The sequence below is a fragment of the Vibrio sp. 10N.239.311.G01 genome (genome assembly GCF_041465805.1).
GTDB classification, from domain to species: Bacteria; Pseudomonadota; Gammaproteobacteria; order Enterobacterales; family Vibrionaceae; genus Vibrio; species Vibrio crassostreae_C.
In genome coordinates this window covers 67,594-87,292 of the sequence record NZ_JBFSRM010000004.1, presented here as the reverse complement: position 1 = coordinate 87,292, position 19,699 = coordinate 67,594, and the positions used below count along the sequence as shown (strand labels likewise).

General features: G+C 44.1%; 18 protein-coding genes. 3 read left to right on the top strand and 15 right to left on the bottom strand.

The annotated features are described in order from the left end of the window. Positions 1 to 10: 10 nt before the first annotated feature. The 3 genes from lolA to lrp form a co-directional block, all read right to left on the bottom strand. The gene (gene lolA, locus AB6D06_RS04530) at positions 11 to 607 is read right to left on the bottom strand and encodes an outer membrane lipoprotein chaperone LolA (RefSeq protein ID WP_017060248.1); all 597 of its coding nucleotides are present in this window, start codon (positions 605 to 607) and stop codon (positions 11 to 13) included. A 75-nt stretch (positions 608 to 682) separates the two neighbouring features. Further along, positions 683 to 3,859 carry a DNA translocase FtsK 4TM domain-containing protein gene (locus AB6D06_RS04525; RefSeq protein ID WP_372109970.1) on the bottom strand — a complete coding sequence of 1,059 codons (3,177 nt, stop codon included), beginning with the start codon at positions 3,857 to 3,859 and terminating at the stop codon, positions 683 to 685. Positions 3,860 to 4,022: 163 nt separating this feature from the next. After that, positions 4,023 to 4,517 carry a leucine-responsive transcriptional regulator Lrp gene (gene lrp / locus AB6D06_RS04520; protein ID WP_004734558.1) on the bottom strand — a complete coding sequence of 165 codons (495 nt, stop codon included), beginning with the start codon at positions 4,515 to 4,517 and terminating at the stop codon, positions 4,023 to 4,025. Positions 4,518 to 4,673: 156 nt separating this feature from the next. Here lrp and ald point away from each other — a divergent pair, with 156 nt between their 5' ends. Then, positions 4,674 to 5,798: an alanine dehydrogenase gene (gene ald, locus AB6D06_RS04515; protein ID WP_017060246.1), complete on the top strand. Its 1,125-nt coding sequence runs from the start codon at positions 4,674 to 4,676 to the stop codon at positions 5,796 to 5,798. A gap of 155 nt (positions 5,799 to 5,953) precedes the next feature. Here the strand turns inward: ald and AB6D06_RS04510 are convergent, their stop codons facing one another. Both AB6D06_RS04510 and cysB read right to left on the bottom strand, forming a co-directional pair. Beyond that, positions 5,954 to 7,156: a methyltransferase gene (locus AB6D06_RS04510; RefSeq protein WP_372109969.1), complete on the bottom strand. Its 1,203-nt coding sequence runs from the start codon at positions 7,154 to 7,156 to the stop codon at positions 5,954 to 5,956. A gap of 214 nt (positions 7,157 to 7,370) precedes the next feature. Then, on the bottom strand, positions 7,371 to 8,345 hold the full coding sequence (gene cysB, locus AB6D06_RS04505) for an HTH-type transcriptional regulator CysB (RefSeq protein WP_372109968.1): 975 nt from the start codon (positions 8,343 to 8,345) through the stop codon (positions 7,371 to 7,373). A 322-nt stretch (positions 8,346 to 8,667) separates the two neighbouring features. Here cysB and AB6D06_RS04500 point away from each other — a divergent pair, with 322 nt between their 5' ends. Then, complete coding sequence (locus AB6D06_RS04500) at positions 8,668 to 9,432, top strand: hypothetical protein (RefSeq protein WP_017060243.1); 765 nt, start codon at positions 8,668 to 8,670, stop codon at positions 9,430 to 9,432. A gap of 143 nt (positions 9,433 to 9,575) precedes the next feature. Then, positions 9,576 to 10,331, top strand: a complete 756-nt coding sequence (gene miaE / locus AB6D06_RS04495) for a tRNA isopentenyl-2-thiomethyl-A-37 hydroxylase MiaE (protein ID WP_017060242.1) — start codon at positions 9,576 to 9,578, stop codon at positions 10,329 to 10,331. Positions 10,332 to 10,435: 104 nt separating this feature from the next. On the opposite strand, the gene pyrF is transcribed toward miaE, so the two are convergent. From pyrF to msbA, 10 genes are all read right to left on the bottom strand, one after another. After that, positions 10,436 to 11,131 (bottom strand): orotidine-5'-phosphate decarboxylase, encoded by a 696-nt coding sequence (pyrF, locus tag AB6D06_RS04490; protein WP_017060241.1) that lies wholly within the window; start codon positions 11,129 to 11,131, stop codon positions 10,436 to 10,438. A gap of 124 nt (positions 11,132 to 11,255) precedes the next feature. Beyond that, on the bottom strand, positions 11,256 to 12,431 hold the full coding sequence (gene lapB / locus AB6D06_RS04485; RefSeq protein ID WP_017060240.1) for a lipopolysaccharide assembly protein LapB: 1,176 nt from the start codon (positions 12,429 to 12,431) through the stop codon (positions 11,256 to 11,258). Between the two features lie 12 nt (positions 12,432 to 12,443). Further along, positions 12,444 to 12,716 (bottom strand): LapA family protein, encoded by a 273-nt coding sequence (locus tag AB6D06_RS04480; protein ID WP_017060239.1) that lies wholly within the window; start codon positions 12,714 to 12,716, stop codon positions 12,444 to 12,446. A 129-nt stretch (positions 12,717 to 12,845) separates the two neighbouring features. Then, the gene (ihfB, locus tag AB6D06_RS04475; protein WP_017060238.1) at positions 12,846 to 13,130 is read right to left on the bottom strand and encodes an integration host factor subunit beta; all 285 of its coding nucleotides are present in this window, start codon (positions 13,128 to 13,130) and stop codon (positions 12,846 to 12,848) included. A 121-nt stretch (positions 13,131 to 13,251) separates the two neighbouring features. Continuing rightward, positions 13,252 to 14,922, bottom strand: a complete 1,671-nt coding sequence (gene rpsA, locus AB6D06_RS04470) for a 30S ribosomal protein S1 (RefSeq protein WP_010439921.1) — start codon at positions 14,920 to 14,922, stop codon at positions 13,252 to 13,254. Between the two features lie 106 nt (positions 14,923 to 15,028). Next, entirely contained in the window at positions 15,029 to 15,709 is a 681-nt protein-coding gene (gene cmk / locus AB6D06_RS04465; RefSeq protein ID WP_017060237.1) for a (d)CMP kinase, read from the bottom strand. 292 nt (positions 15,710 to 16,001) lie between these two features. Then, the gene (gene kdsB / locus AB6D06_RS04460; RefSeq protein WP_017060236.1) at positions 16,002 to 16,748 is read right to left on the bottom strand and encodes a 3-deoxy-manno-octulosonate cytidylyltransferase; all 747 of its coding nucleotides are present in this window, start codon (positions 16,746 to 16,748) and stop codon (positions 16,002 to 16,004) included. After that, positions 16,748 to 16,927, bottom strand: coding sequence for a Trm112 family protein (locus tag AB6D06_RS04455; protein ID WP_004736429.1), 180 nt, complete (start codon positions 16,925 to 16,927; stop codon positions 16,748 to 16,750). The genes kdsB and AB6D06_RS04455 overlap by 1 nt, the downstream gene beginning before the upstream one ends. Continuing rightward, complete coding sequence (lpxK, locus tag AB6D06_RS04450; protein WP_372109994.1) at positions 16,908 to 17,915, bottom strand: tetraacyldisaccharide 4'-kinase; 1,008 nt, start codon at positions 17,913 to 17,915, stop codon at positions 16,908 to 16,910. The genes AB6D06_RS04455 and lpxK overlap by 20 nt, the downstream gene beginning before the upstream one ends. A 13-nt stretch (positions 17,916 to 17,928) precedes the next feature. Continuing rightward, the gene (gene msbA / locus AB6D06_RS04445; RefSeq protein WP_248640654.1) at positions 17,929 to 19,677 is read right to left on the bottom strand and encodes a lipid A ABC transporter ATP-binding protein/permease MsbA; all 1,749 of its coding nucleotides are present in this window, start codon (positions 19,675 to 19,677) and stop codon (positions 17,929 to 17,931) included. Positions 19,678 to 19,699 lie beyond the last annotated feature (22 nt).

Genomic DNA, 19,699 nt, shown 5'->3' with positions numbered 1-19,699 from the left:
CTTGTTTAGATCAGTTTCTTTGGTCGTCGACCTCGACACCTTCCGGTGCCACAAAAGTAAAGCGGTCTGCTGCAGGTTTACCCAAATCAACATTGCTAAAGGTAAACTCACCTTTTTGACCGTCTTGTTCAATCACATTAAAGCCCTGAACAATGCCCTTTTCGGTGATATTAATCTGGAAGTCGCCCTGATTAGAATCGACAGCAGTTGGCGTTAGCGTGAATTGGTTACCCGTTTGCGCCACATTATAGTTATCCCAATCACTTTCTTGGTTACGTGTAAGCAGGACAAAAGGTGTCTGTGATGTCGCTTGCTCTTGCCAATAAATGCTCACTTGCTCAATGAACGGGCTGTAGTACCACAAGCTTTGGCCATCAGATACCAACAAGTTTTCATCAGGGAACGTGGTCTCCCAGCGGAACAGGCTTGGGCGTGCAATCTCTACCGTGCCCTCACCTTCCATAACAACATCACCATCAGGGCTGGTCACGACTTGTTTAAAGTCAGCGCTGAAGCCTGCGTTTAATGCCAAGCGGCTACTCAACTCTTCTTTCGGAGAAGCAAACACTGAGAAGCTCATAAATAAAAGTGCGAATACTTTTTTCATCAATAATCCTGTTAGAACATAAGTCGGTCATATTTTCGATTTGACCGACTGAATAGTTATGAGTTCCTACCGGAACTAATCTTTTGGTGGCGCTGGTGCTAAGACTTCTCGGTTACCGTTATGACCTGGAGCACTTACGATACCTTGAGCTTCAAGTTGCTCGACAATACGTGCAGCACGGTTGTAGCCAATCTTGAATCGACGCTGTACGCCTGAAACTGAGCCACGACGTGAATGAACAACGTGTTCTACCACTTGATCAAACAGAGGATCGACCTCTTCATCACCTTCCATCTTCTCACCCGGAAGCAAGGTTTCTGGGGTTTGTTCGCCGTTGGTGATTTCATCAATATAGTTTGGCTTACCACGCGCTTTCCAGTTATTCACGACTGCGTGTACATCGTCATCAGATGCAAAGGCACCGTGAACACGAGTTGTATGGCTAGAACCAGGAGGCAAGTAAAGCATATCACCCATGCCCAATAGTGATTCCGCACCACCTTGGTCAAGGATAGTTCGTGAATCCGTTTTAGTTGATACCGTAAAGGCCACACGGGTTGGAATGTTCGCTTTAATAAGACCAGTAATAACATCCACTGATGGACGTTGCGTCGCTAGGATCAAGTGAACACCCGCCGCACGTGCTTTTTGTGCCAAACGTGCAATCAGTTCTTCAACCTTCTTACCAACCACCATGATTAGGTCGGCAAATTCATCAACGATAACCACAATGTAAGGCAGCTTCTCAAGCAATGGCGCTTCTGGGTCCATGCTGTCGCCCGGCTTCCACAGTGGATCGTGAATTGGGTGACCCGCTTCCGCTGCCATCTTAAGCTTATCGTTGTAACCTTTAATGTTACGAACGCCTAATGCTGACATCAGCTTATAACGTCGTTCCATCTCGCCAACACACCAACGAAGGGCGTTCGACGCATCTTTCATGTCGGTTACCACTTCAGACAATAGATGAGGAATACCCTCATAAACCGATAGCTCAAGCATTTTCGGGTCGATCATGATGAAGCGAACATCTTCCGGTGATGCTTTGTAAAGCATACTCAGAATCATTACGTTCACACCTACCGACTTACCAGAACCGGTTGTACCTGCAACCAGAACGTGAGGCATTTTCGATAGATCAGCAATAACGGCTTCACCAGCGATGTCTTGTCCTAGAACCACTGTCGTTGGCGATTTCGCTTCTTGGAACTGAGGGCTAGCAACCACGTCTGAGAAGAATACCGTTTGGCGACTCATATTCGGCAGTTCTAAGCCAACATAAGGTTTACCCGGAATCACTTCTACGACACGTACTGCCAATGCAGAGAGCGAACGCGCTAAGTCCATAGAAAGGCCAGAAATACGGCTTACTTTCACACCTGGAGCCAGATCAAGTTCGAATCGAGTGATTACTGGACCTGGGAAAATGTCGACAACGTCTGCTTTGATCTTGTAGTCCGCTAGCTTAGATTCAACAAGACGAGCAATTGCCTCTAGCGCATCACGGTCAATAAAGGTTTCACGCTTTTCAGGGTGGAATAACAATTCAAGCGTGGGTAATGGCTCAGCAGGCTTAGGTAAATTAACATCTTGTTGAACCAAGAACGGATTCTGCGCCGCTGCCATATTCGCTTGGGCTTCAGAAACAATGCTTTGGAATGCGGCGACATCTTGATCTTGATCTTGATGCGCAGGTTCTTCTTCCGTTACTTCTTCCCAAGGAAGATCAACAGTTGGCTCTAGGTTTTGTGCTGTTGGCTGTTCAGGTTCTGAATGTTCTTCTTGATAAGGGAAAGGTTCAAACTGTTCTTCGATTAATGCTGCGTCAGCTAATTCAGCTTCAGCCTGTTCTGATTCAAGCTCTGAGCCCTGTTGGTAGCTTTGCTCTTCCGTAACATCAAGCGGTGAAGGTTGTGCAGAGAAATCGTCTTCCACGGTTGCTTCTGGCTCGCCCATAGGTGAAGCGTATAAAGATTCAGGTTGAACATCTTCAGAACCAAATTCGCCATTTACTTGTGGTGAGCTATCTAATTCTGGTTCAGCACTTCTAAGGTCAGCATGAGCAGGGCCAACTTCTGGTTGTTCGTTCTGCATGTATTGTTGGTAAGCAACCTGAGAATCATGCGCGTCAACCTGATCTTGTTCTGCTAGGTCATCTTCATACATGGCCGCATTTTCTAGCTGCTCTATCGTTGCATTCAACTGTTTAGAGCGCTCAATACCTTCTTCTAGCGGTTCTTCTGGCGCTTGGTAAACAGCTGCTGCAGGGATCGTTTGCTCTGACTCAATTACCGCTTGAGGCTGAACCTGAGGTTCTTCATGAACAGGAGCTTCTTGTTTCGCAGGAGCATCGACAGGCATATGAATATTGTAATTACGCTTCGGCGATGCAGCATTGTCTCGCGCATTTGTCGCCACGTCTGCCGACTCATTGGTCGCAGAAAAACTCATCGCAGGATCTAGCGGATCATGCTCTGTTGATTCTTTGTTGCCTTCTATAGCAGGAACATCGCGGTAAGTTGGCGCTTGATGCTGCTGATGACGTTCTTCGATTAAATCGCGGTCTGCTGATTCTCTTAATTGAGGCTCAAGCAGCTCTTGGTCTTGGCCACGAGCCTTATTAACAGTAGACGTGAAAAATTTGATGGCACATTCACCCAACCATTCCACAATGCTTAGCCAAGAGATACCGGTTAATAGAGTGAAACCAGCACCCCATAAGAAAAGAAGAACCAGCGTACTACCAAGAACATTCAACGTTGGAAGTGCAAGGCTTGTTAAAACGTCACCTACCACGCCACCGGATGAAAAGTACCAGATGTCGTCAAAGTTGATATCCGCTAAACCACAACTCGTAAGAATTAGGATAGTCAGGCCAAGTAAGCGAGTGCCCCACAGCATGAAGTCGATCTGCTCGTCTTCATTACGTTTGCGGAATAAAACCCACGCAGCAACCGTCACTAAGATAGGCAGAGGGTAAGCCAAAGAGCCAAATACGAAGAAAAGCGTATCCGCCAACCAAGCACCTAGGTAGCCACCCGCATTTTGAATGTCACCACCCCACGCCGTTTGCGACCATGATGGGTCTGCAGGACTAAAAGTTAATAACGCAACGGCAAGTAGAATAGAGAAGAGAACACCGAGAATCAGACTGCACTCTTTGAGACGTTGAGAACCACTCAAACGAGGAGACTGAGGCTCTTCACTCGTTTTAATGATTGTTTCTACTTTATTACTGCTCTGCTTGAACATAAACCAACTTAATAATTAAACGGGATAAAAACATCTCGAGCGGCCAAAGCCGCTCGTTTCAATGAAACTACTGTTGATTTAACCATATCAAACAGAAAAACCCAATTCCAGAAAGCAAGAAAGCGGAACAAATGTCCGCTTTCTTTCATTTCACCAATTGTGACTAACGAGTTTTAATCACAAGTTGATTGGTTTGTTTCACTTCTTCCATTACTACGTAAGTTCGAGTGTCGTTTACGCCCGGTAGACGAAGTAACGTATCACCCAGTAGCTTACGGTAAGCACCCATATCAGATACACGTGTTTTTAGAAGATAGTCAAAATCACCCGACACTAAATGACACTCTTGGATGTCATCCAGTTTCTGCACAGCGGTGTTGAATTGTTCGAACACATCTGGCGCACCACGGTTCAACGTAATTTCAACAAACACTAAAAGTGAAGCATCAAGGTACTGTGGGTTCAGCAACGCTGTGTACCCAGTAATGTAACCTTGACGTTCTAAACGACGAACACGTTCAAGACATGGAGTTGGAGAAAGTCCTACTCGTTTTGAGAGTTCAACGTTTGAGATACGACCGTCTTTTTGCAACTCATTAAGAATGTTGCGGTCAATACGATCTAGTTCCTTGGACGGCTTCTTATAATTGTCTGCCATTTTTTATTCCACCTTATTACTTCCTTGCAAAAAAATATACTACAACTTTTTAATATTCAGTATCAAATTTTATCTAAACCTATCTATACTAGATATTAATTCGACAGAATTACCCTACACATAGATAAAACAACCAAAATAAAATGAGGAGTCAGGATGATCATTGGCGTACCTAAGGAAATCAAGAACCACGAATACCGCGTTGGTATGACCCCAGCTAGCGTGAGAGAACTAATCTCACACGGCCACCAAGTTTTTGTAGAAACCAATGCCGGTACTGGTATCGGTTTTTCAGACGATGATTACATCGCTGTAGGCGCATCCATTCTTCCTACTGCTGCTGACGTTTTCGCGAAAGCAGAGATGATTGTAAAGGTTAAAGAACCTCAAGCTGTCGAGCGAGCTATGCTTCGCGAAGGGCAAATATTATTTACCTATTTACACCTTGCACCAGATTTTCCACAAACTGAAGAGCTTATCAAGAGCAAAGCTGTCTGCGTAGCCTATGAGACTGTAACAGATAATATGGGTCGCTTGCCACTATTAGCACCAATGTCTGAAGTAGCTGGTCGTATGTCTATTCAAGCAGGTGCACAAACATTAGAGAAATCTAACGGTGGTTGTGGTCTTCTTCTTGGTGGCGTTCCAGGTGTTGAACCAGCAAAAGTTGTTGTTGTTGGTGGAGGTGTTGTAGGTGCTAACGCAGCACGTATGGCTGTAGGCCTTCGCGCTGATGTTACAATTCTTGACCGTAACGTAGATACACTGCGTCGACTTGATGAAGAATTCCAAGGTCGCGCAAAAGTGGTTTATTCTACTGAAGACGCCATTGAGAAGCATGTTCTAGAAGCAGACCTAGTAATTGGTGCAGTACTAATTCCTGGCGCAGCAGCTCCAAAATTGGTTACAAAAGAGCACATCGCTAAGATGAAGCCAGGTTCAGCAGTTGTTGATGTTGCAATCGACCAAGGCGGTTGTTTCGAGACTTCTCACGCAACCACTCACGCAGACCCAACTTACATTGTTGATGACGTAGTTCACTACTGTGTTGCAAACATGCCTGGCGCTGTTGCTCGTACTTCAACTTACGCACTAAACAATGCAACACTTCCTTACATTGTTAAGCTAGCGAACAAAGGCTACCGCGAAGCACTTCTATCTGATGAAGGCTTCCTAGAAGGTCTAAACGTTATTCACGGTAAAGTAACTTGTAAAGAAGTTGCAGAAAGCTTTGACCTTGAATACGTAGACCCAGCAGAAGCAATCGCAATGTTTAACTAATGATGTAATGACTAACTGAACGCAATAATCTTCTCGTTGAAGCGTTCAGTTAACTCATACACATTAAACAAAAAGCCAGTACGACATTATGTCGCGCTGGCTTTTTTGCATTAATGGATTTAGTTCGTAAAAACACGTAACAGTACGGTTTACCACTAGCGCTCGATTTTAACCCCATGAATCAATAGATTTCTTGGCGTAATACTGCGTTCACAGAACTCTTCAATCGTAGCTTCATAACCTTGCTCTTGCAGATAGATAGCGCGATCTAAAGCCAGCCATATCTCTAATGGTCGTCTAAAGACTTGTTGAACCAAACTCAGCTTTTCCATTTCCCAGAAAAGCGCTTCGCCTTGAATCAAATAAGAGTCAAAATCAATATCTGAGCCCAGCGATAGCTCTTTCACTTCAGATGCCCAACGGCAGAAAGATTCAAAACCCTCAGCTAACTCTGATTTTTTGATGCTCGGTACAGGAATGTATTCGTCAATGTTAAGTTCAGCCTTAAGCAACTGGCTGAAGCCTAGACGATAGCTCATCTCTAGTTGACGATGTCTTTTTACTCTTTCACCACCAGTAACGGTTTCTTGAAGCGGGATTCTCAAGTCGCTCTTACTTAACGTTAATGCTGAGCTTTTCGCGATAGAAGACATCGTTTGATAGTTTTCGTCTCGAATAAGATGATAACAACAAGGAGAAATAGTGACCGCTGGTAGCCCATGTGACACTGACTTTTTAACTAGCTCAACATGAAGATCACCACAAGCATGAAGGGCCACGGCATGTTGGTACGAATTAAACACGTCATCGGCCTTGTCTGAAAACGCATCTCCTTGAACAAAATCCATCGCTAACTTCTGGTCATCCGCAATCTTTTGTCCGCTTTCGCATAACGATTGCTGCCATTCAAAGCTAGTGACTTTTTGATCCGATTGCTGAGATAGGATTCGACCAAGAAAGCCTTTACCAGAACACCACTCGAGCCACTCTTTGCCATGGTGAAGGCATAATGCAGCCTCGCCCATTGTGACAATTTGATGTAGCTTTCGGCCAGGAATACCATCAGCAGTACCACGTGGGAGGTCTAAACCAACCAAAGCAGTGTTATCGAACTGGATGTTTTGGGTAGCAGTTTCTAATTCAGGTAGGAAACGAGTCAGTTCCTCAATCAAAAGCTGAGGCTGCTCTTTTAAGGTTTGAATGCTTTCATTATCTAAGCTTTCTAACCAATCAACGAGTGGACGATTGACCTCTTTCCACGGCTGCTGTTGAGTTTGGCATAGGTGAAAAGGCTCTGAACGCCAATAAATTTGGTGCTCTAACAAAAATGAGTCGAGTATTTTAAATCGTGAATGCATGCTTCCCCCTATGATGGGTGGATTGTAGGGGGTAGAGGCCGAAATAGAAAGGCACTATATGAGATGCGGCGCAAAGAGAGTCAGTGTAAAGAAAAGTTATCGAGATGCGAACGTTTGAGGATGACACATAATTAAAACAAAAACCGGCCTGATAACAGACCGATTTAAAATTTAGAAATGCTTCCGAGCTTCTAGTCTTGTAATGTTCTAATCACTATCTCACCGGCAGATCGATATCCTTAAACATCTCTTCGATTTCTTCATTTGATTTCAAAGAGATAGCTTGCTCTACCACTGGACGAGTTAAGTGAGGTGCAAAGCGCTCCATGAAATCAAACATGTAAGAACGCAGGAACGTACCTTTTCTAAAGCCAATGCTGGTTGTGCTCGCACCAAATAGGTGGCTCGCATCAATAGCAACCAAATCGGTATCTTGTTCATGGTCAATCGCCATGCTCGCAATCACACCAACACCAATGCCCATACGAACGTAAGTTTTGATTACATCGGCATCCGTAGCAGTAAACACAACACGTGGCGTTAGACCTACTTTATTGAAGGCAGTATCCAATTCAGAGCGACCAGTAAAGCCAAAGACGTAAGTCACCAGAGAGTAAGCCGCAAGATCTTCGATCGTGATATTACGCTTCTGTGCCAGGGGATGATCTTTGGTCACGACGATCGAACGGTTCCAGTGGTAACAAGGCAGCATAATCGCATCTTGGTAAAGGTGTAGCGCTTCCGTTGCAATCGCAAAATTCGCTGTACCTTTAGCGACGGCTTCTGACATTTGGCTTGGCGTACCTTGGTGCATGTGAAGCGATACTTTTGGATAGCGCGCCGTGAAACCTTTAATCACATCAGGCAGTGCATAACGAGCTTGAGTATGAGTCGTTGAAATATTCAATGTACCCATCTCTGGATGTGTGTGTTCACCCGCTACCGCTTTAATGCTTTCAACGCGCGCCAAAATCTCTTGAGAGATACGAATGATATCCTCACCCGCTTGGGTAACCTGCGTTAGATGCTTGCCGCTACGCTCAAAAATCTGAATGCCTAGTTCGTCTTCAAGTAATCTAACTTGCTTACTAATGCCAGGCTGAGATGTGTACAAACTCTCTGCTGTAGCTGAAACATTTAGGTTATGGTTTACAACCTCAACAATGTACTTCAGTTGCTGTAACTTCATATCTAACCTCGTAATCCTTTACTCATTTCTGTGCTAACTTATTTGCAAAGAGAGCGTTATAGTCGCGTGTAATATAATTAATAGTTATAACGCTTCGAACACAAAAATGACAGGAAAATTGAGTTTTTCTAGCTTAACAAACAAAAACATCACTAACGCTTTGCAACCCAACCCTCATTCTCATACATTAGTTGGTAAGTTTTGATTGCCGATTTCGCTCAACAAGAGATAATCAGAAATTGCAATTTACGAGTGCCGATACACAATGGAATCGTGTATCCTCTCCAGTTAGCTATAGAAAATAATAAGCAGACTCAAATATATGAATATTGGTTTAATAATCGTCTTAGTAGCCGTTCTTTTGGTGTTAGTTTTAGGCTACAACATCATGCTTCAATATAAAGTTAAGGTAGAAACAGCGAAGAAACAGGAAGCTTCTCGTTATCTAACCATTATTGACGGTACAGAAGAACTGATTGGCAACGCTCATCACATGCCGTTTAGCCAAGATCTTCTTGTATGCTTAAACAATCGAATTCTTGATGCATTAGAAAACATGTATCAACTCGATCCAAAAAATAAGCAGCTTGCCCAACGCATTGAAAGCGTAAAACAACAAATCACTCAGCTAAAAGAGAACTACAAAGGTGGCGAGAGTACCGCTTTCCGCGTACCAAGTAGTGACAAGCAAGCGATCATGATGCTTAAGTTAGTTAAACGCCTGCGTGATACGGTGCGCAACGAGCACAATAAAGGCCGTTTCGAGACTCAAGCTTATGTGGTTGAAAATGCTCGCCTAGAAACAATTCAAATCCGTATTAACATTGAAAATGTTATCAAACGTGCAAACGATTCGATTTCTCGCGGACAACCGGGAACAGCGATTCAGCTATTACGCAAAGGTATTGATGCTTTGGCGACTAAGAACGACTCGTACTCTAATCAAGCCAAAGAAAAGCTTCAACAGATGCTTAACGAGCTTGACCAGAAACGCCAAGACAAAAACGCTCAAGATTTGCAGCAGATGGAATCTAAAGAACGAGAAGACGATATGGATGCCCTCTTCGGTCAGAAGAAGAAATGGTAACAGTCTAACTCAACACTTAAAGGCCGCCTTATTTACATTAAATAGGCGGCCTTTTTTGTAGCTGTTGAATTTCCTTTCTCTGTATAGGGAGATCTCTTGAGCTGTGATAAAATCCCCGCATTATCAACAAACTTTCCCTGACCATGTATCAAGAATTACTCGCTCCAATCCACTCTTTTCTTAAAGCCGAAACGCCAGATTCATGGATAGATGAAGCCAAAAAGCCAGAAAATCTTCACATCATTCTACGCGATCACATGCTGTGTGAACTTAAGGCGGCACAGAGTGCTTTATTCCTTATTCGCAAGTACGCCGTCGATAAAGAAAGCGCGAAGCAACTGAATGAATGGATTTTGCCATACGAGCAATTTGCTTACCGTCGTATCGGAGACTTAGAGTCTCTGCGTGGTAAAAGCAACGTATCCAAGCAAATCACAGCGAAAGAAGGCTGTAATTACGGTGCTGACCTAATCGATAAGATGGTTTTACTGATCAAAGAAGAGCTGCATCACTTCTACCAAGTCATGGAGTTGATGGAGAAGAAAGGCGTGACTTACCAGCCAATCGAGGCGGGTCGTTACGCTAAGGGCTTGATCAAACAAGTTAAGACTTACGAGCCTGATGCTCTGGTTGATAAGCTTATCATCGGTGCGTTTATTGAAGCTCGCTCTTGTGAGCGCTTCGCTAAATTGGCTCCTTTCTTGGAAGAAGACATGGAGAAGTTTTACGTGTCTCTACTTCGTTCAGAAGCTCGCCACTACCAAGATTACCTTGAGCTAGCAGAACAGATCGCAGGGAAAGATATTTCAGAGCGTATTTCGCATTTTGCTCAAGTAGAAGCTGATCTTATCACTTCAGAAGACAGCGACTTCAAATTCCATAGTGGTGCTCCGGTTTAGGCTCCACACAGAACATTCAGTCCAGTTTAGACTAATCCAGACTAAAAAATTAAGGCCAGCAATTTGCTGGCCTTCTTTATTTATATCTCAATCCAAATATAGACTTAAGCAAGCGTACCGTTGATCTCTGCAAGTACAGCAGCAGGGTCTATCGCTTGCGTAATCGGACGACCAATAACAAGGTAGTCTGAACCTGATTCAATCGCTTTAGAAGGCGTCATGATGCGCTTCTGGTCACCAACATCTGCGCCGACAGGACGAATACCTGGAGTAACTAGCTTGAACTCTTGACCAAGTGCACCTTTAAGCAAAGAAGCCTCTTGTGCAGAACATACAACACCGTCTAAGCCAGAGTTTTTCGTTAGAGAAGCCAAGCGCATCACGTGTTGTTGTGGTTCAAGATCCAGACCGATACCCGCTAAGTCAGATTGCTCCATACTGGTGAGTACCGTTACACCGATTAACAGTGGACGATCTTTGCCATAAGGTTCTAAGATTTCGCGAGAAGCCGTCATCATACGCTCACCACCACTTGCGTGTACGTTCACCATCCAAACACCCAGTTCAGCGGCAGCACGGACTGCTTTTGAACATGTGTTCGGGATGTCGTGGAATTTAAGGTCTAAAAATACTGAGAAACCACGCTTATGTAATTCACGAACAAATTCAGGGCCAAACAGGGTAAACATCTCTTTGCCCACTTTTAGGCGGCAAGATGCTGGGTCAATTCGATCGACAAAGGCTAACGCATCCGCTTGATTATCATAATCCAAGGCTACAATGATTTTTTGGTCGTTCATTTCATCTCCTAACGCAGTTAACTTTCTAAAAATTTCTAATCACCTAAGCAGGTGATAAATAACAGTCATAAAAATGCAGCCCGAAAGCTGCAATTAATAATTTGGTCTTAAAGTGACCACAAATCTATTCACCATCAAGCCCACGAATAGGCTTGATCGTCCCCCACCCTTTACATGAAGGGCAGTGCCAATACAAAGAGTGTGTCGAGAAACCACACTGACGACAACGGTAATGAGGCTTAACCTTAAGCTGTTCACCAACCATAGATTGAAGTGTGGTTAAGCTGTCTTTTGCTCGGCCTTCTTCTGCTTCCGCTAGGTGGTAATCGATTAATCGATAAAAACCTTTCATGGTTGGATTTTTAACAAGCTGCTTTGTCAGTAACTCTTGAGCAGAGCCTACATCTTCATGGTGAGCAACCAATTGCGCCAGCATCAGTTCGGCAGATACACCGGCTTTCTTCTGAATACACGCTTTGAGGAACTCGACCAATTGAGCTTCTTGTCCAAGCTTGTGGTAACACTCAGCAAGGGTTGGCAACACCTCACTGATAAAATCGATATCTTGTTCAAGTACCGATTCAAGACAATCAATTGTCTTTTGGTAATCTTCGTTCGCTAAGTGGAACTTCCCTAGTGCGATACTTGCGCGAACACATTTAGGGTCTTCAGAAAGCGCCTTCTTAAAATGCTGAAGCGCTTTAGAACGATTACCATCGGCTTGTTCTTGCATTGCAAGCTCACACCAGAAATGCGCGACTGTGGCACGCATCTTCATTTTTTTCTTGCCGAGCTTAACTAAGATATTTCCGTAATGGATAGCCTTGTTCCACTCACGGGTCTGCTGATAAATAGCCACCAACTGCTGTAAAGCGCCCTCTTTATGGTCAGGTTCTTCTACAAGTTGTTCAAAGATTTTTTCAGCGCGATCAAGGAAGCCAGAGACCATGTAGTCTTTAGCTAATTGTTGCAGTGCGAGATTTTTCTGATCGAGGGTAAGCCCCGAACGAGAGATGAGATTTTGGTGAATACGAATAGCGCGGTCGACTTCGCCTCTTGAGCGGAACAAGTTGCCCAAAGCCAAGTGAGTATCGATGGTTTCATTGTCTACTTGAAGCAGTTCAATAAAGTGATCAACCGCTTTGTCAGATTGATCTGACAGTAATAGGTTCAAACCCGTCACGTATTGACGGGATATCTGGTGTGATTGCTTTTGTTTTTCTTGCTGAGCGTTACGATTACCCATATACCAGCCATAAGCGGCTGCGATGGGCAAAAGTAAGAACAGTAACTCTAACATCAAATATAGCCTTTAAGCTTTAGTATCAGCAGGGACCTGCTTTGATTGCTTATTGAGTTGCTTCTTCAAGCGATGAATTTTTAGCTGAGACCGCATGTGCATATTACCAAAGACTAACCAAGCAAGGGCGAAGCCTGAAACGAATACAACACCTAATAAACTTGATAGGTGGAAGTCACCTTGCGCTAGCAGATAGTTGAAATTCACAGTTGTTTGGTTTTGAGAGCCTAAAGCCAGTGCAATTAGGAAAAGTGCGATAACGGCGACTATTTTTATAATTTTCATAGTTCATCACTCATTGGTTGGTTAGCTGTACGATTATGCAGGAAAATTACTAATCAGACCACCATATTATGGTCATAAAAAAGCGGCATACATTATAGTATGCCGCTTTTCTTAATTCCGATAAGTAGGCTACATTCCTGAGTTTACTCGTTCACGCAGCTCTTTACCTGGTTTGAAGTGAGGAACGTATTTACCTTCTAACTCAACCTTGTCACCAGTCTTTGGGTTACGTCCAACACGAGGCTCACGATAATGCAGAGAAAAGCTGCCAAAACCGCGAATTTCGATTCGATCACCACTTTCTAGTGTTGAAGCCATATGCTCTAAAATGTCTTTTACAGCGTCTTCAATTTCTTTTGCAGAAAGATGCGTTTGCTCAGCGCACAGTCTCTCAATCAATTCAGACTTAGTCATAGTTACCCTCGTTGGTTTTCTTTTTAGAAATTATAGACCTATCGGAAAAATAAGCAAAAAAAAAGGAGCCTTACGGCTCCTTTCTTGGCTAGATAGCTATAATTCTCTTAATGAGAAGCTATTATTCGCCTTTAGCAGCTTTGAATGCGTCTGCCATTGCGTTACCGAACGCGCCTTCTTCAGACTTGTTCAGTGAAGCCATTGCTTCTTGCTCATCAGCTTCATCTTTAGCTTTGATAGATAGGTTGATTACGCGGTTCTTACGGTCTACACCAGTGAACTTCGCTTCAACGCTGTCGCCAACGCTTAGGATTAGAGATGCATCTTCGATACGGTCGCGAGAAACTTCAGAAGCGCGGATGTAACCTTCAACGCCTTCGATTAGCTCGATAGTAGCGCCTTTCGCGTCAACTGCAGTAACAGTACCGTTTACAAGAACACCTTTCTTGTTGTCAGCAACGTATGCGTTGAACGGGTCGTTTTCCATTTGCTTAACGCCAAGAGAAATACGCTCACGCTCTGCATCTACTGCTAGAACAACAGCAGAGATTTCGTCGCCTTTCTTGTATTCACGTACAGCTTCTTCGCCGGCAGCGTTCCAAGAAATGTCAGATAGGTGTACAAGACCGTCGATACCGCCTTCTAGACCGATGAAGATACCAAAGTCAGTGATAGACTTGATCTTACCAGTAACTTTGTCGCCCTTAGCTTGCATTTCTGCAAATGACTGCCATGGGTTAGCTTTACACTGTTTCAGACCTAGAGAGATACGACGACGTTCTTCGTCGATATCAAGAACCATAACCTCAACTTCGTCGCCAACATTAACAACTTTAGAAGGGTGGATGTTCTTGTTAGTCCAATCCATTTCAGAAACGTGTACTAGACCTTCAACGCCTTCTTCGATTTCAACGAAGCAGCCGTAGTCAGTTAGGTTTGTAACACGACCAGAAAGCTTGTGACCTTCTGGGTAACGCTTAGCGATTGCTACCCATGGATCTTCGCCTAGTTGCTTAAGACCTAGTGAAACACGAGTGCGCTCACGATCGAACTTAAGAACTTTAACTAGGATTTCGTCACCAACGTTAACGATCTCTGATGGGTGCTTAACGCGCTTCCAAGCCATATCTGTGATATGTAGAAGACCGTCAACACCGCCAAGGTCAACGAATGCACCGTAGTCAGTAAGGTTCTTAACGATACCTTTAACTTCAGTACCTTCTTGTAGAGTTTCAAGAAGTTCGTCACGCTCAACACTGTTTTCAGATTCGATAACAGCACGACGAGAAACAACAACGTTGTTACGCTTCTGGTCTAGCTTGATTACTTTGAACTCTAGCTCTTTGTTTTCTAGGTGAGCAGTGTCACGGATAGGACGTACGTCTACTAGAGAACCTGGAAGGAAAGCACGGATACCGTTAAGTTCAACAGTGAAACCGCCTTTAACTTTACCGTTGATGATACCAACAACAGTTTCAGCTTCTTCACAAGCTTTCTCAAGTACGATCCAAGCTTCGTGACGCTTAGCTTTCTCACGAGAAAGTTGAGTTTCACCGAAACCATCTTCAACAGCGTCTAGAGCTACGTCTACTTCAGCACCAACTTCAACTTCAAGTTCGCCAGCAGCGTTCTTGAATTGTTCAGCAGGGATAGCAGATTCAGACTTAAGACCAGCGTCTACAAGAACGAAACCGTTCTCGATAGCTACTACAGTACCTTTAACGATGCTGCCTTGTTGGAATTCAGTTTCAGATAGAAACTCTTCAAAGAGTTGAGCAAAAGATTCAGTCATTATTTAATCTTCAATAATTAAACGTCCATGGGTATCCTACCGCATGGGGTTGATAAATTCGCCGGTCATCATCCTTGCGACCAACGTTCGTACTAGCTCGGCGAAATTACCCAGCCAGTTTCGATTCAATATAGTGTAGTGCTTTTTCTACTACCTGCTCAATATTCATTGAGGTGGAATCAAGCACTAGAGCATCCTCTGCAGGGCGAAGTGGCGCCACTGGGCGATTACGATCTCGGTCGTCTCGCTCTTGGATCTCGCTCAAAAGGTCGTCAAATTTAACATCTAACCCCTTCTGTTGCAACTGTTTAAGGCGGCGACTCGCACGCTCTTCAGCACTTGCATCTAAAAATATTTTCGCTTCAGCTTCAGGAAACACAACCGTTCCCATGTCACGACCATCTGCAACCAAACCAGGCGCAGCGCTGAATGCACGTTGACGACGAAGCAGTGCTTCGCGAACGCGAGGTAAAGCAGCAACTTTTGAAGCCGCCATGCCTGTCTCTTCTTTACGAAGTTCACCAGACACATCTTCACCTTCTAGGATAACCTTAACTAAGTCGCCTTCAGCAATAAACTGCACGTCTAAGTGTGTAGCAAGCGGTACTAAAGCATCCTCTGATTCAGTATCCACACCATGGTGAATTGCCGCTAAAGCCAATACGCGATAGATCGCGCCTGAGTCTAGAAGATGAAAGCCTAGCTTATCTGCTAGCAACATACACAGGGTACCTTTACCTGCACCACTTGGTCCATCAACCGTAATCACTGGGCTTTGAGAAGGCATCTTTTACTCCACGTTTTGTCGTAAGTTTTATTCTGTACTAGCGATTCGCCACTACTTTATAGGCGGCATATTATAGAGAAAAATTGGAACTCGAGCGAGGTAAATCTCAGATAATTCCGTGTTGATGATGCATAAACCAATGCAACTATCCCAATATCCGTTTGCTTAGGTCAATAAGACACACACGCGCTTTTCGATAGCGCACTTTTCGGTAGATAGAAAAAAGCCTCGCAATAAGCAAGGCTCATGATTTTTCATTTTGTAGAGCAAAGAAGAACTCGCTCAAAGAAGCTTAGCCAATAATAGCTCGAACCGCTTCTAGGTCTTCAGGCGTATCAACACCAGCAGCCGGTGCTTCCGCCGCAACGTCTACGTGGATTTTTTCACCGTACCAAAGTACTCGTAATTGCTCTAGGCACTCAATACGTTCAAGAGTGCTTGGTTCCCAATTAATGTAGGTATTGATAAAACCCGCTCGGTAAGCATAGATACCAATATGACGAAGCAAAGGAGATTCCGCTGCAGTACCGTTGTTCGCGTAAGCATCGCGATCCCAAGGGATGGTTGCTCGGCTAAAATACAAGGCGTAACCGTCTTTATCGGTTACAACTTTAACGGCATTAGGGTTAAACACTTCATCAGCATGAGTAATTTCCACACCTAACGTTGCCATCGGGGCTGTACTGTTAGCAAGATTGTTGGCAACCTGATTAATGATTGAAGGTGGGATAAGTGGCTCATCACCTTGAACATTCACGATAATATGATCATCAGGAATATTCATAACTTCAATCACTTCAGCTAGGCGTTCAGTGCCCGATTCGTGATTCGGTGATGTCATACAAACGGTCGCGCCAAATGCTTTAGCCGCTTTTTCAACTCGAGCGTCGTCGGTAGCGATAATAACGTTATCGGCACCCGCTTTCATTGACTGTTCGTATACCCATTGAATCATCGGCTTTCCACCAATGTCAGCAAGTGGCTTCCCTGGTAAACGGCTCGATTGGTATCTTGCAGGTATAACAACCGTATAAGACATTACTTACCCTCATCCATAGAAACGGTGCGAGCTTCAGGTTCTAAAAGAACAGGAATACCCTCTTTAATTGGGTAAGCAAGGCGATCAATTTTACAAACAAGCTCTTGCTTATCCTTGTCAAAAGTTAGTTTACCTTTACATACAGGGCAAGCAACGATCTCAAGTAGACGGTGATCCATAGTATTCCATAACCTCTTTTATTCTTTTTAAAATTTGCTGTTGCGAATCTTCATCAAACTGCGCAGAAACTGGAAGATACCACCAGTTATCTTGCGCATATTCTTCGCATTTTACAGCGTCTTTTTCTGTCATAATCAGATTCATACCTTTATTAGCTAAGGCATGAAGTTCATCTTTATCAAAATCTTGATGGTCGGCGAAGCCCTGTGTGAAAACCACATCACCATCAAGATCTTCCAATGTTTTAAAAAAGCGCGGTGGGTGGCCAATACCAGCAAAAGCCACCAGCTTCTGTAATTCTGCCACAGACCTTTTCTGACCAGTCTTTAGGTTAACCGCTTGGCTTGGAAGCAAAGACATCGAGAACTCTCTCCCGTGCGCTTTACCTCCATTGTTCACCAAAAAGTCGACTTCATCTAAACGAGATAAAGGCTCTCGTAATGGACCTAAAGGAATCAAGCTCTCACTACCAAAGCGTCTTGAGCCGTCGATAACGGCAAATTCAATGTCGCGTTCAAGCGCGTAATGCTGAAGGCCATCGTCAGTGATGATCACATCAACGCCTTTGCTCAGCAATGCTTTCACTGCGTTAGCGCGTACAGGGTCGACTGCAACTGGCGCACCAGTTCGCTTCCGAATCAAGCGAGGTTCATCACCCGAATGCTCTGCTGGCGTGTTGTCATCCAACACCAACGGATAGCTTGGTGCTTTTGCACCGTAGCCACGAGACACGACTCCGGGTTTAAAGCCGTGAGCCTGAAGCATCTCAACTAACCAAATCACAACCGGCGTTTTACCATTTCCGCCAGCGGTAATATTGCCCACAACGATCACAGGTAAAGGCGGGCGGTAGGTCTCTTTCTTCCCAGAGAGGTAAGCATCACGACGTTGACCACTAATCAATTTGAACAGCAGACTCAGTGGCCACAATAGCGGCCAGAGAAGATATTTCAACGGGTGATTGTTAAACCAAATCTTTTCGATCACAACAAAACCTAATTTATCCGCTGAACTGAATTCGGTGTAATTGTGCATAAGCACCATCATGCGCGATTAGCTCAGCATGTGCGCCCCTTTCTACAATATGACCATCATCAACCACTAGAATCTCATCAGCTTGCTCGATCGTAGAGAGTCGGTGTGCGATAACTAATACTGTTTTGTCTTTCTGCAGTTCTTCTAGTGCAGATTGAATCGCTCTCTCTGACTCGGTATCCAGTGCAGACGTTGCCTCATCAAGAATCAAAACTGGTGCATCTCTCAATAGCGCTCGTGCAATCGCAATTCGCTGTCTTTGACCACCTGATAGATTACCACCATTCTCGCCAACAACCGTATCAATACCGTTTTCCATGTTTTCGATAAACTCACTCGCATGGGCAAGTTTAGCTGCATGTTCAATCTGTTCGCGGGAATATTCATCGTGTGCGGCGTAAGCGATGTTGTTCGCGACCGTATCATTAAATAGGTGCACATTTTGAGATACAAGAGCAAAGTGCTCCCGCAGGTTTCTCAATTCGTAATCACGAATGTCGTGGCCGTCAAGCTCAATTGAACCTGAGTCTACATCATAAAAACGAGTAAATAGGTTGGCAATGGTACTCTTGCCCGAGCCAGAACGCCCAACAAGCGCAACCGTTTTACCTTTCGGTATATTGAAGCTGACCTTATCAAGTGCTGGTTTCTCTGCTCCTTCATAAGTAAACGTGACATCTTTTACTGCAACTTCACCCGTTACAGATTCAGGCTTCAACGTCCCTTTGTTTTGCTCAGTATCTAGATCCATCAAACCAAATAGAGTTGTACTCGCTGCCATACCGCGTTGGAACTGAGACGTTACACTAGTTAGTGCTTTTAATGGGCGCATTAAGCCGAACATCGCAGAGAAAATAACAGTAAATGTGCCGGGGGTTAACTCAGCTCGAATAGAGTCAAAGCTAGCTAAGATCAACACAGTCACAACGGCAACAGACGCAATCATCTGAATTATTGGGTTAGCGGCTGCTTGTGCTGTTACTAACTTCATACTCTGTTGGCGCATTTGGTTACTAACTTGATCAAAACGTTGCTTCTCTATGTCTTGACCACCATAAGTTAGAACTACTTTATGTCCTTTCAACATTTGCTCTGCAGACGACGCCACATGGCCCATACTTGTCTGCATATTTTTAGAGATCTTTCTGAATCGCTTAGAAACTATGGTAATAGCCCAAGCGACAACGGGTGCGACAGCAAATAGAACTAAAGACAACTGCCAGCTATTCCAGAACATCAGCGTCAACAAGCCAATAATACTTGCACCTTCACGGACAATACTGACTAACGCCTTACTGGTTGCTGCAGACACTTGCTCTGAATCGTAAGTAATTCGAGATAGCAATGCGCCTGTCTGTTCTTTATCGAAGAAAGAAACAGGCATGTGCATGAAATGGCTGAAAATCTTACGACGAATTTCCATCACCACATTGCCAGAGACCCAACTCAAGCAATAGGTTGAAACAAAGCCACTGACGCCACGAACGAACATCATGGCAAAGATAATAAGTGGAAGTGTACGTAAAAAGTCAGATTCAGCATTACCAAAGCCTTCATCAAGTAACGGCTTTAGTAAGGAAATCATATAGGTATCAGAAACGGCATTTATAATAAGCGCAATTACCGCAACACCTAGGCCGGCCTTATATAATCGAATATAAGTCCAAAGTCTTTTAAATGTGACCCAGGTAGTTTCATCTGTTTGTGTTGACATAGAATCGCTTAATTTTCTCACA

What these genes read in the sequence shown, in the direction of transcription:
- lolA (WP_017060248.1), bottom strand. Translation starts at nt 607, where the DNA reads ATGAAAAAAGTATTCGCACTTTTATTTATGAGCTTCTCAGTGTTTGCT.
- AB6D06_RS04525 (WP_372109970.1), bottom strand. Translation starts at nt 3,859, where the DNA reads ATGTTCAAGCAGAGCAGTAATAAAGTAGAAACAATCATTAAAACGAGT.
- lrp (WP_004734558.1), bottom strand. Translation starts at nt 4,517, where the DNA reads ATGGCAGACAATTATAAGAAGCCGTCCAAGGAACTAGATCGTATTGAC.
- ald (WP_017060246.1), top strand. Translation starts at nt 4,674, where the DNA reads ATGATCATTGGCGTACCTAAGGAAATCAAGAACCACGAATACCGCGTT.
- AB6D06_RS04510 (WP_372109969.1), bottom strand. Translation starts at nt 7,156, where the DNA reads ATGCATTCACGATTTAAAATACTCGACTCATTTTTGTTAGAGCACCAA.
- cysB (WP_372109968.1), bottom strand. Translation starts at nt 8,345, where the DNA reads ATGAAGTTACAGCAACTGAAGTACATTGTTGAGGTTGTAAACCATAAC.
- AB6D06_RS04500 (WP_017060243.1), top strand. Translation starts at nt 8,668, where the DNA reads ATGAATATTGGTTTAATAATCGTCTTAGTAGCCGTTCTTTTGGTGTTA.
- miaE (WP_017060242.1), top strand. Translation starts at nt 9,576, where the DNA reads ATGTATCAAGAATTACTCGCTCCAATCCACTCTTTTCTTAAAGCCGAA.
- pyrF (WP_017060241.1), bottom strand. Translation starts at nt 11,131, where the DNA reads ATGAACGACCAAAAAATCATTGTAGCCTTGGATTATGATAATCAAGCG.
- lapB (WP_017060240.1), bottom strand. Translation starts at nt 12,431, where the DNA reads ATGTTAGAGTTACTGTTCTTACTTTTGCCCATCGCAGCCGCTTATGGC.
- AB6D06_RS04480 (WP_017060239.1), bottom strand. Translation starts at nt 12,716, where the DNA reads ATGAAAATTATAAAAATAGTCGCCGTTATCGCACTTTTCCTAATTGCA.
- ihfB (WP_017060238.1), bottom strand. Translation starts at nt 13,130, where the DNA reads ATGACTAAGTCTGAATTGATTGAGAGACTGTGCGCTGAGCAAACGCAT.
- rpsA (WP_010439921.1), bottom strand. Translation starts at nt 14,922, where the DNA reads ATGACTGAATCTTTTGCTCAACTCTTTGAAGAGTTTCTATCTGAAACT.
- cmk (WP_017060237.1), bottom strand. Translation starts at nt 15,709, where the DNA reads ATGCCTTCTCAAAGCCCAGTGATTACGGTTGATGGACCAAGTGGTGCA.
- kdsB (WP_017060236.1), bottom strand. Translation starts at nt 16,748, where the DNA reads ATGTCTTATACGGTTGTTATACCTGCAAGATACCAATCGAGCCGTTTA.
- AB6D06_RS04455 (WP_004736429.1), bottom strand. Translation starts at nt 16,927, where the DNA reads ATGGATCACCGTCTACTTGAGATCGTTGCTTGCCCTGTATGTAAAGGT.
- msbA (WP_248640654.1), bottom strand. Translation starts at nt 19,677, where the DNA reads ATGTCAACACAAACAGATGAAACTACCTGGGTCACATTTAAAAGACTT.